The 11,407-nt window shown below is 47.7% G+C and carries 10 protein-coding genes, 1 tRNA gene and 1 pseudogene; 7 read left to right on the forward strand and 5 right to left on the reverse strand.

Annotation, left to right across the window (positions count from 1 at the left end; all coding sequences use genetic code 11):
* Positions 1–301 (reverse strand): M17 family peptidase N-terminal domain-containing protein (locus VIN66_RS15260; RefSeq protein WP_331924779.1); only part of this gene is annotated, 301 nt, incomplete at its 3' end.
* A gap of 183 nt (positions 302–484) precedes the next feature.
* Here VIN66_RS15260 and lptF point away from each other — a divergent pair.
* Positions 485–1,594, forward strand: a complete 1,110-nt coding sequence (gene lptF, locus VIN66_RS15265; RefSeq protein ID WP_331924780.1) for an LPS export ABC transporter permease LptF — start codon at positions 485–487, stop codon at positions 1,592–1,594.
* Position 1,595: 1 nt separating this feature from the next.
* Complete coding sequence (gene lptG / locus VIN66_RS15270) at positions 1,596–2,663, forward strand: LPS export ABC transporter permease LptG (protein ID WP_331924781.1); 1,068 nt, start codon at positions 1,596–1,598, stop codon at positions 2,661–2,663.
* 137 nt (positions 2,664–2,800) lie between these two features.
* Here the strand turns inward: lptG and VIN66_RS15275 are convergent, their stop codons facing one another.
* The 3 genes from VIN66_RS15275 to VIN66_RS15285 all read right to left on the reverse strand — a co-directional run bounded on the left by VIN66_RS15275 (position 2,801) and on the right by VIN66_RS15285 (position 6,243).
* Complete coding sequence (locus tag VIN66_RS15275; protein WP_331924782.1) at positions 2,801–3,298, reverse strand: RDD family protein; 498 nt, start codon at positions 3,296–3,298, stop codon at positions 2,801–2,803.
* Between the two features lie 69 nt (positions 3,299–3,367).
* Positions 3,368–4,690, reverse strand: a complete 1,323-nt coding sequence (locus VIN66_RS15280) for a family 14 glycosylhydrolase (RefSeq protein ID WP_331924783.1) — start codon at positions 4,688–4,690, stop codon at positions 3,368–3,370.
* A gap of 659 nt (positions 4,691–5,349) precedes the next feature.
* Positions 5,350–6,243 carry a LysR family transcriptional regulator gene (locus tag VIN66_RS15285; RefSeq protein ID WP_331924784.1) on the reverse strand — a complete coding sequence of 298 codons (894 nt, stop codon included), beginning with the start codon at positions 6,241–6,243 and terminating at the stop codon, positions 5,350–5,352.
* A 159-nt stretch (positions 6,244–6,402) separates the two neighbouring features.
* Here VIN66_RS15285 and VIN66_RS15290 point away from each other — a divergent pair, with 159 nt between their 5' ends.
* The 4 genes from VIN66_RS15290 (at position 6,403) to VIN66_RS15305 (ending at position 9,802) form a co-directional block, all read left to right on the forward strand.
* A complete protein-coding gene (locus VIN66_RS15290) occupies positions 6,403–7,161 on the forward strand; it encodes an SDR family oxidoreductase (protein WP_331924787.1) in 759 nt (252 codons plus the stop codon).
* 74 nt (positions 7,162–7,235) lie between these two features.
* Entirely contained in the window at positions 7,236–8,243 is a 1,008-nt protein-coding gene (locus VIN66_RS15295) for a zinc-dependent alcohol dehydrogenase family protein (protein WP_331924785.1), read from the forward strand.
* A 47-nt stretch (positions 8,244–8,290) separates the two neighbouring features.
* Entirely contained in the window at positions 8,291–9,298 is a 1,008-nt protein-coding gene (locus tag VIN66_RS15300) for a zinc-dependent alcohol dehydrogenase family protein (RefSeq protein WP_331924786.1), read from the forward strand.
* Positions 9,299–9,499: 201 nt separating this feature from the next.
* On the forward strand, positions 9,500–9,802 hold the full coding sequence (locus VIN66_RS15305) for a putative quinol monooxygenase (RefSeq protein ID WP_061516605.1): 303 nt from the start codon (positions 9,500–9,502) through the stop codon (positions 9,800–9,802).
* A 27-nt stretch (positions 9,803–9,829) separates the two neighbouring features.
* On the opposite strand, the pseudogene VIN66_RS15310 reads toward VIN66_RS15305, so the two are convergent.
* Positions 9,830–9,955: pseudogene (locus VIN66_RS15310) on the reverse strand (IS5/IS1182 family transposase); the annotation flags it as partial.
* Between the two features lie 1,092 nt (positions 9,956–11,047).
* Between VIN66_RS15310 and VIN66_RS15315 the strand changes: the two are divergent.
* Positions 11,048–11,134: transfer RNA gene (locus tag VIN66_RS15315), tRNA-Leu, on the forward strand.
* Positions 11,135–11,407 lie beyond the last annotated feature (273 nt).

Genomic DNA, 11,407 nt, shown 5'->3' on the forward strand with positions numbered 1-11,407 from the left:
TCAGCGTGCTGATGGTTTTGGCAATGATCTGCCGGTACTGACGCTCATCCAGCTCGCGCTCTTTACCACAACCAACCAATAATACGCGTTCGCTCAATACGTTAGGTACATGGTGCAACAGCAACATCTGGCCCGGTTTACCTTCCAGATCACCACGGCGTAACAGATTACTGATATAACCTTCGCTGATTTTATCCAGTTGCTCTGCTACAGCAGAAAGACGACGCGGCTCGTACACACCAACAACAATGCATGCGCTACGTTGTTTTTCCGGACTTCCGCTTTTTACGCTGAACTCCATACTAACTCCTGATTCTAATAGACTGTGCTAACATGACCGGCACATTTATGGCCAAATTCTACCGTGAATTTATAAAAAAGCTCGGTTTTCTGTGCTGTTTGGTCGATAATAATTGCTATAAATATCAAGTTTACTGAAAAATCGCCAGGGTTCCAGCAAAAAGGCAGGTTTTTAGGGGGCGTTTTGATTATTTTTCGTTACCTGTTAGGTGAGGTTTTTAAATCTCAGCTGGCGGTATTTATTATCCTGATGACTATTATTATCAGCCAGCGCTTTGTCAAAATTCTGGCTGACGCTTCCGAAGGCGAAATCCCCGGACAACTGGTTATCAGCATTGTTGCGCTCAAATTGCCGCAACTTGCGGTTATTATCCTGCCACTCAGTGCCTTTGTTGGTATTTTGATTGCGTATGGCCGTGTTTATGCTGACAGTGAGATGACGGTACTGCATGCCACCGGCGTCAGTGAATGGTATGTCACGCGGCTGACCCTGATCCTGTCTATCCTGATGGCCTTTGTTGCCGGTAGCATTACCTTGTATCTGAGCCCGTGGGCAACAGAGCAGGAGTATCGCATTCTGGAAAAAGCCGATGCGAATGCCGGCTTACTGTCAGTAGTCCCCGGGCGGTTTCAGCACACATCAAATGAAAAGGCCGTCATTTTTGTACATGATGTTGGGCGTGGCAGTGACAGTGGCGAATTGTCGCGGGTGTTTGTGGCGCAAAATAGTGCCCGTGATGAGCCGGGTAACCAGGCTATTGTTTATGCCTTACGTGGCAACGTGAGAGAAGACGCCCGTGGCGGCCAGACCTTGCAGTTGGCTCAGGGACGTCGTTATGCCGGTGATGTTGCCTCCCCGGCGTTTGAGATCACCGAGTTTGAAAGTTATCAGCTGCAAATCCGCGAGCAGGAAGTAGAGCAGCGCCGGCGCAAGTTAGGCAGTGTTGCAACGACAGAGCTGCTGCAGATGAACAGCAATGAAGCGTTGGCAGAATGGCACTGGCGTATTGCTATACCACTGTCTATTCCGCTGTTGACACTTATTGCTGTGCCGCTCAGTAGGGTTAATCCGCGTCAGGGTAAATTTGGCCGCTTGTTACCGGCATTGTTGCTGTATCTGGGTTACTACTCGCTGCTTATTATTGCCCGCTCGGCACTGGAGGATGGCAAAATACCCGCGCCGCTGGGGATGTGGTGGCTGCATGCGACTGCGTTGACACTTGGGGCTGTGTTGATTTTACGTAACCGGTCCGCAGCGCAGCGGTTCCAGGCGTGGCTGGCGGGAAGAAGTTAATATGCTGAAAATTCTTGATGTGTATATCGGCCGCACCATTTTAACCACCTCAATGCTGACGCTAAGCGTGTTGCTGGCTATATCAGCTATGTTCAAGTTTATCGATCAGATGCGCTCGGTCGGCCGCGGTTACTACGATATGGTGCATGCCGCGCTGTTCACCTTATACAGTGTACCTGGCGATCTGGTTACTTTTTTCCCAATGGCTGCATTAATAGGCGCACTGATTGGTCTGGGCATGCTGGCCAGCAGCAGTGAGCTGGTGGTCATGCAGGCTGCAGGCTTGTCGCGCGTGAACATTATCGGCTCGGTAATGAAAACCTCAGTGCTGATGATGTTGCTGGTGATGGCAGTTGCCGAGTGGGGTGCGCCGGTAACTGACAGGGCAGCGAGAGAGCTTAGGACCAAGGCGATATCCGATGGTAGCCTGTTCGCAGCACAGCAAGGTGTTTGGGCAAAAGATGGTGACAACTTTGTCAACATCCGCAAGGTCGATGATTTTGGTAACCTGGAACAGGTGGTGGTGTATCAGTTTGATGAGCAGTTACAATTACTGTCGATCGTCAGTGCCGGGAAGGCAGTATATAACCGTGATGCCTGGCAACTAAAAGATGTCACCCAACTCGACTTCAGTGCCGAGCGTATTGTCAGGCAAACCCTGCCGGAGCAGCGCTGGCGTTCGTCACTGACACCCGACAAACTAGGCGTAGTAACGATTAAACCGGAAATGCTGTCACTAAGTGGCCTGAATGATTATGTCGACTACCTGAAGCAGAACTCGCAGGACTCACGCCGTTACGAACTAGCCTTGTGGCGCAAAACGCTGCAACCACTGACCATAATTGCCATGTTGCTGATGGCGTTATCATTTATCTTTGGCCCGCTACGCAGCGTAACAATGGCTGCCCGGGTGCTAATGGGTATCTTAACCGGTTTTGCATTCCACATGAGTAATGAGGTATTTGGCCCGGTCGCGCTGGTGTATCAGCTGCCACCTTTATTGGGTGCAGTACTGCCGAGTGTACTGTTTATTGCGCTGTCGATGTATTTCATGCAGAAAAAAGCCTGAGGCAGCCTAATGCTGATCATTCAAGCAGAATCGGTATGCCCTAAGCCAACCGTCTCAGCCCCGGATGGGCTGAGAGGAGCCCCCAGGGATTGGGTTCACGGTGTGTTGGTGTGGGTAAACCGATGTCAGCAGGATCCTTAACGGGCTGTTTTATGCAGGTTGATCATTTTGCTTTGCTCTTTAGTCAGCACGACTACCTGAGTGCTGCTTAGCTGATCCTGCAGTGCCAGCCCTTTACCAAAGCGCAGCCAAAGCCACAAATTACCTATACCAAACAGTGCGGTAGCCGCGCGCAGTAAAGCCTGGCGCAAGGTTACCGGCTGGCCATTTTGCTGCACCAACAGTAAACGCCAGGCCCGCATACCCAGTGTCTGGCCACCTCGACACCAAAAATACAGGTAGAACCAGCAAAACCAGGCGACAGAGTACAACTGAAACCAGATTTTATGCCGGGCAATAAAGTCAGCATGATCGGTGTAGCTGGCCAGCGAAATCAGCCCAAGTGTATTAAGCAGGGCAACAACGGCCATCGCTAATCCCATTGCTGCCATCCATAAAGCAGCAAGAATTAACCAGTCATACATTAAGGCCGCTAAACGGCGCAACAGCCCGGCGCGGGGAGCATCTGCAAACATATAAGTATCCGGTAACTAAAAGCGCGTCAGTGTAGCATGCAGCCGTTTTAATTCGAAGCGGTAGCCGCCTTAGTTGCTTTGCCCTGCGTCGTTCTGCTGCTGTTTCATCTGTCGTATTAACTGCTGATAGCGCTGCTGGCCAACGTCACCATCTGTCACCTGATTAATACGCAACACGGTCAGGCCACTGTAATGGCCACCGGCTAAGGCGGTAGCCATATTGTCCCAACCGGCTGGCTGGGTTACGCCTGCCGCAAGAGCATTTTCACCTTTAACCGCGACCTGTTGTCGGGCTGCTTCTGCGCCCACCCAGTGCACCAGACTTTGTGCCATGGAGTAGTCAGCCGCTGTTGGCTTATCGATCATTTCCAACGCGGTAAAATGTAAAACAACAGGTCGTGCGGCGCTATTGTAGCGCGCGGCAAGGCCAATAATGCTGTGGTAGCCAAAGCCATTTTCAACACTGTATGGCTCGGCAGTTGTTATCAGGCCAGCTGCCAGCTCTGCACTGCGCTGGCTATTGTCAGGCGCCGCTATTTTCCAGTGAATGCCGGGTATTTTAAAGCCCAGTTCAATGTTGGCCATGCTGCTATCAAAGGCCAGTAAGGCGCTATCAAGCATGCGAGCACCGTGTGCCAGTAACGCTTGATGGTACCAGGCAATAAAGTCACGGCCATACTGGGTGTTACTATGAGCGCCGCTTTGGATAAACACATCGCCATCAGCTGGCGGCATTATTTGCTCAAAACCGGTTAGCCTAGTTTGCCAGGCTGTATTGAGTACAGCGAGCTGACGGTATTTCTGCTGCATGGCCTGGCGAAAATCGGCAATAGCCAGGCTGGAATAGGCCTGAAACCCGCCGCGGCTGGGGTAGGCCGTTCTGCCCATGTCGTGGCTATTGTAAGATGGGTAGCGTAGCTCGCCAGCGGGTCCCATCGAGATATTAATTTCACTAATATTACCAGCCAGAGCAGCATAGCGGCTGGCAAACGCCTGCATAAACTCGACATATTGCTGTGTCACCCGGGTATCAGCCCACAAGGACACGGTTTCTACCGAGTGGTTACCAAATTCACTTTTATACTGCAGGTCGTCTGAAGATAGGCCCTGCGCTACGTAGTGCTGCCAAATCCACGTTGGCAGCGGAATGTCGCAGTCATCGCCAACGTTACCGCCGCATTGATGAAATGCCATAATAGGAATAATGTTGAGCCCGGCTGCGGTAATATCGGCAAAAATGTCATCGTAATACTGCCAGTTAAACTGCTGATCAGCAGATTTTTCAACCAGACCCCACCAGACATCTACCGACACACCATCAACGCCAATGTGCTTTGCTACAGCCAGCTGGCGGCGAAACTCGGCGCGGTCTTCCACCAATAGCGGCGCCATTACATTCGCGGTAAAGGCGTGAAGTAGCGGGGGGCAGCATAAAAGTATCAACAGTAACAAGCGCATAAACGAGCCTCAAATTTGACTTAAAGGCTATTAAAGCCGAGTTCGCGATAAAAGTGTTGTTCAGTTCCGCCATCTGCTGCATTTTTGTTCAGCCAACAACTAAGACGCTAAATTCGCTTGCGCATCCTAATTCGCACCGTTTAATGCGCTCGTTTACTGTAAAAAATCCCTCTATGCTTGGGTGGCGAAATCGGTAAACGTAGCGGATTCAAAAAACGTTGTGAATGATTTAAATACGCACATCATTTCTTCTCGCTCTATCACAGCTTTATTCAATAATAACCAAACAATAACAAGCAAAATCAATGCCTTACGCCTAGTTGAGGCTAATTGATTTTAAATCGATATCCGACCTTTTTTGACCTTAGCTTTTCGGCATTAAACTGCTCCTGTTCATTTCCGGAAGACTTAAACTAAGGTCGTTTGCAAGATAACTCTCGCTTTTAAAGTCTCTCAATTCATACCTTCAACATCGCTAAGCTCGCACGGTTTGCACAGTAAGCGCGGCTTCCTGTACCAAACCGGCATTATACTGACCTTTCTCCGTCAAAATCTCAAAGCTGGAAACTACTTCATAAAGTGGCTTTGTGCCATTAGTGGACACTCAATCTTGACACCAAGTGATCAAAAACCAATCGAATACGTTGTGGTACTGGACCACGTTGAGGGCGATAAATATATAAATCCCAAGGCACAGGCTCGACCTCTTCTAACACTCTCACAAGTTTCTCTTGGCGTAATAAGTCTTGAACCAAAAAGTCAGGAATTTGAGCAAACCCCAGTCCATTTTGTACACCCATTAATTCAGCTTCGGTGTCGGCACTTCGAAAACGTGTTATGGATGGCGTCCACTGTCTGCCCATGGAAAAAACCCATGGCCAAAGCTTTCCCGTATTGCGATCGACTAACCCTGTAACCGGCAAGTGGTTTAGATCTTCAATAGACGCAGGCCTTCCCACTCTATTTATTAAGTCAGGCGAAGCCACGACACACATATTAATTTTGGCGAGCTGGCGGGCAATAAATCGACTATCTCTCATGAAGCCGATACGAATCCCAATATCTATTTTTTCGTCAACGACATCCACGCGCTCGTCACTGAGTGTCAGGTCTATCTCCAGTTGAGGATGTATTGTTGAGAGTTCCATTAATGCTGGCATCAAGCATTTATGACCAAAACCAACAGGCGCTGCGATACGAACCCGCCCTTGTAATTCATTACCCGAGTTAGGCGCGCTTGTTTGAAACAATTCATCGACAGCGCGCAGGCGTTCTTTTGCTATCACAGCAAATTTTTCTCCAACCAGGGTCACTTGTATGTGTCGAGTATTTCGATGAAATAAAAGCTCCCCTTGCAATTGCTCTAACTCCTTCACTGCTCGTGTCACTGCCTGAGGAGAAATTCCCAGACGGTTAGCCGCTTCTTTAAAGCTGTGAGACTCAGCAGCAGTACAAAATATCCGGAGCATTTCCAATCTGTTAAGCATCACTGTCACATTCAGGTTTGATATGGATACATAAATATTATTCCAAATTATGGAATTGTGAAATTAAAACGTTTCCATTTATTGGTTTTTGAAGGTAAGGGATACTTTGCTTGTTATTTAGACAGAGTCATTCATTCAACTGATTTGAGGATATTAACTATGAGTAGTGTTTTAGCAAACAATATCAGCGGTAAGGTCGTTGTTATCACTGGTGGTAGCAGCGGTTTAGGCGAGACCACGGCAAGACATTTAGCCAGTCTTGGCGCATCTGTTGTTTTAGGTGCCCGACGCATCGACAAGCTTGAAGCTATTGCTGCTGACATACGCACAGCGGGCGGAAACGTTGCGGTTCAAGCGACAGATGTGACTAACCCGGACGAAGTGAAGGCCCTTGTAAATCTTGCACAAGAGCGCTTCGGTAAAGTTGATGTGGTTATCAATAATGCAGGGTTAATGGCGATTGCACCGTTAGCTGAGACTCGAGTTGACGAATGGGATCGCATGATTGACATCAACATTAAAGGTTTGCTGTATGGCGTAGCCGCAGCGCTGCCGATCTTTCAGGCTCAGGGAACAGGCCACTTTATCAATATTTCGTCCGTAGCGGGTATCAAAGTATTCAGTCCCGGCGGCACGGTTTATAGCGGAACCAAATTCGCTGTTCGCGCTATTGCCGAAGGCTTGCGCCATGAAGTTGGGGGCAAAATTCGTTCAACAATCATTTCACCGGGTGCAGTCGAATCTGAATTAAAATTTGGAAGTTCAGATACTCAGGGTGCAGCCTTTGTAAAAGATTTTTATCAGCAAAATGAAATTCCATCTGAATCTGTTGCTCGTGCTATCGCCTACGCCATTGAGCAGCCTGCAGATGTGGATATCAACGAGATTGTTCTGCGTCCAACTGTTCAAGAATTTTAATTCGTTGAATAAAAGACCTATTAACCAGCGGGTGATTTAACCACCCGCTGAATATTCAGTTTGTGAGGTTATTGATGACTGCGTTAAACAGACAAATGCGTGCTTTGATATTAGATAGCTATGACGAGGGGACAGTATTCCGGGATGCCCTGATTAACTTACCTTCTCCATCAGCAGGTCAGGTGCAAGTAAAAATATTTGCAAGTGGCGTCAATCCTATTGATTACAAGATCCGCCGCGGTATCGCGCCTTATGCCATGCCGGAATTACCCGCAGTACTTGGCACTGATTTGGCTGGAGAAATTGTTGCTATCGGCGACGGCGTCACCGATTTTGCAGTAGGCGATGCAGTGTATGGTCTGACTGGCGGAGTGCGAGGATTACAAGGCTCGTTGGCTGAATATGCCAACGTAGATGCTGAGTTACTTGCTCTCAAACCGAAAAATTTGTCCATGCGTGAAGCTGCGGCTTTACCTCTGGTTGCACTTACCGCTTGGGAAGGTTTGGTTGACAAGGCGAATGTTAAAGCGGGCCAGAAAGTCCTTATCCAAGGTGGGGCTGGCGGAGTTGGGCATGTAGCTGTGCAAATTGCTAAGGCCTTAGGTGCCGACGTTTATGCCACTGCATCGACTGGAAAACAACAACTGCTCAAGGCGCTTGGTGCCACGCCAATTGATTATCACACTGCAAGCCCTGCTGAGTACGTGGACGCATACACCCAAGGCAAAGGATTCGATATCATTTACGACACTGTCGGTGGCTCTGTACTCGATGCCTCATTACGTATCATCGCACATTATGGACATATTTTAAGCTGTGCTGCATTCGGCTCACATAACCTGGCACCGTCGTCATTACGCTCTGCAACATTGTCAGGGATTTTTGTGTTACACCCAATGCTCAGCGGAGAGGGGCGCAAACATCATGGTGACATTCTGCGGCAAATTACGGCTCTCGTTGAAGCTGGAAAAATTAAGCCGCTACTCGATCCGTTACGCTTTTCCCTTGACACGGCCATGGATGCACATAATGCCGTAGAGTTGGGAGCCATGGGTAAAGTCGTTATTGATGTAATTGCTTAAAAAAATCATTGTAGCCATTGCTTAAAAAGTCATTGTTGAGGATGCATATGAGCCCAAGAAAACTCATTCGAACTGTTCGTTTCCATGAATTAGGTGGTCCCGAGGTGTTAACTATTGACTCGCTGGCGAGTCCAGGTTTGCAGGCCACTGATGTTCGTATTGCAGTCAAAGCTGTTGGGCTCAATCGTGCTGATGCCATGTTTAGGCGAGGCCAGTATATAGAAAAGGCTGACTTCCCTTCGCGAATCGGCTATGAAGCATCCGGGATAGTCATTGAAGTCGGGGAAGAGGTAAATCATTTACGCCTTGGAGACGAGGTTTGTATTGTCCCTCAGATGGGGCTTTCTCAGAATGGCTGCTACGCAGAAGAGATTGTCGTACCAAGTGAATATGTGGCACTCAAACCAGCAGGGCTAACCTTTGCTGAAGGCGCAGCAGCCTGGATGCAGTACCTGACAGCTTATGGCGCTTTGGTCGAAATTGCTAACGTGCAAAAAGGCGATGCAGTACTGATAACCGCCGCATCGAGCAGTGTTGGATTGGCTGCGATTCAAATTGTGAATTCCCTGGGGGGTATCCCTATCGCTACAACTCAAACAGGAGCTAAAAAGGCTGCTGTGCTCAAGGCTGGCGCGGCCCATGTGATTGCAACCCAAGAAGAACCGCTACTGGATAGCTTGAGAAGCATCTTGGGAGCAAACAATTTAAAAATCGCATTTGATGCTGTCGGTGGGCCGCAGATGGCTGAAATTGCTGAAGCAATGAGCCCTGAAGGAACAATAATAGTACACGGAGCATTAAGTCCCGAAATAACTCCTTTTCCCTTAAAAATAGCACTTCGTAAAAGTCTGACAGTTAGGGGGTATGTGTTTACTGAAGTTGTAAAAGACATCGGGCGTTTTCGCAGAGCAAAGCAATTTATCCACTCGGGTTTATCCGAAGGAACACTCAAGCCTATCATTGATCGAAGCTTTAAATTTGAAGAGATAGTCGCAGCGCATCACTATCTGGAGTCCAATCAGCAGATTGGTAAAATAGTGGTCGTACTTGATTAACAGATGAAGGAAAACTTTATCTGTGTGTTGTGCTGGATCTGTTTAACCACATGAACGCAGGGAGCATGACATCGGCAGTAGGCATAAGTATTCCCGAACGATTCACCCGCTAAATACACCGCGCATGCTCAGTATTCAAATGTTAGACTTGCAAGAGAACATCGCATATCGTGATGTCGTTTTAACAACAGGAGACATTCCATGGTTAAAGTAGCCTTGTTCGTTCGCCTTGAAGCGAAACCCGGAAAAGAGAAAGAGGTTGAGAGCTTCCTTATGAGTGGCCTTCCCATCGTCAATGAGGAGCCTGCCACCACTGCGTGGTTTGGCATTCGCCTTGGACCAAGCACTTTCGGAATCTTTGATGCATTCCCGGATGAAGCGGGTCGGCAGGCCCATCTCTCCGGTAAGGTCGCAGCCGCGTTGATGGCAAAGGCAGGTGAGTTGTTCTCCGAGCCCCCGTCCATCGAAAACGTTGATGTACTGGCGGCAAAGCTACCTGGCTAGAGCCTGTTGATCTTTGCTGTTCACTTTTCAATCAACCCATATTGGTAGCCACATCATGCTAAATGCAAGGGCTACCATTGCTTGGTAATTTCTTGCTAACTTATCATATCGTGTTGATATGGCTCTATATTTTTTAATTTTCATAAACGCATTTGTTGAGCTGTACCCAGAAGAGAACCGCTAACCCCACAGATTTGCATCGAAAACTGATCCACATTTTTAATCAATCCTGTCCGGTTCTGGCAGGAGAATGTGGAGTGTTAGATGTGGCCCTTTTAAGCGTAATAAGACGATGGTAAGAAGACCGCCGGCCAGTGTGTAAAACGCGAAAAATCGATGTTGTACGCGTGCTGTCGCCGGAACAAGTAAAACCGCCGCTTCAAGTTTAACGCTCTCAGAATTTTTCTGAACACCGGCGTATTCCGCCGTGCTGAAATGACAGCAATCTGACTTTCTGTTTTGTACTAATGACAACTCCTGCTTACATCGAATCGCGATTACGCGAAATTAATCTACTCAAACGCAAAATCACTTTTAACAACATACCTGCGTTTTACCACGGCGTTGCGACATCGCTCGGTATGGCTGAATGAATCGACCAGAGTTTCCTAAATAACTGATTTTAATTGTGCTACATCAAAACTACTCGTCGGGATTGGAAATCAGTTTTCTTGGGATGAAACTATCATCACTAGAAACACGGGAACCGAGGCAATCCGCGGTTCACGCTCCCTACGAGGGCTACACTACAAGGCCAGCGAGAATGTAGCAGTATTTCGCACAGTTATTTAGTATGCCTAGCTCTGGTTTCTCACTAATTTGATTTTAAATTCAGCTAGACTCCCTTAACCGTGCAAACCGTTCGTTCCTGTCTTAACGTGAAACTCTTGGCGAGTTTGTTTGCGTTCATAAGCAAGGGCATCAAATCACTACTGAAGACTTCTTGAAGACCGGGAAGTGCCTGTTTTGGTTTATTTTTGTGCAATCAATCACGCGCAAAGGAATACTGCTTGCACCGTTAAACTGCCTATGTATAATGTAAAAATACCTTTGAAAGACCCCTGAATGCCTGGGTGGCGAAATCGGTAGACGCAGCGGATTCAAAATGCAACGCGTCTTCGCAAAAGGTAGACTTAACTCTTTGAATAGTTTAGAGTTAAAGAAATAAGAGCTCGTAAAAAAGCTCGTAAAGTTTTGTAAAGGTCTGTAGCTACACTAGATACAGATAAAAAAAGTCCTCTCAATGCCTGGGTGGCGAAATTGGTAGACGCAGTGGATTCAAAATCCACCGTTGGCGACAACGTGCCGGTTCGAGTCCGGCCCTAGGCACCAAATATCATTTCTATATCTTACACCTAAATCTATTGCATTTTAAGTCGGTAGTCGGTTGGATAATACCACTGGTAAAGTGCTGCCAATATAATACTTCTTGTGCCTGTTTAATCAACGTTGTAAGTTCATAAAACGGTAATCCGAGCATATTTGAGGATATTCTGTTGAAAAACATTTTTGTAGCTGTAGCCTGCTTTTTAACTGTTTTGAGTATTTTGTTTCCTCCAATTGGTTCATGCAGGCTCGGGGATGGTTGTTTTATGGCTGGAGATG

This window comes from Rheinheimera sp. (genome assembly GCF_036568245.1).
Classification (GTDB): Bacteria; Pseudomonadota; Gammaproteobacteria; order Enterobacterales; family Alteromonadaceae; genus Alishewanella.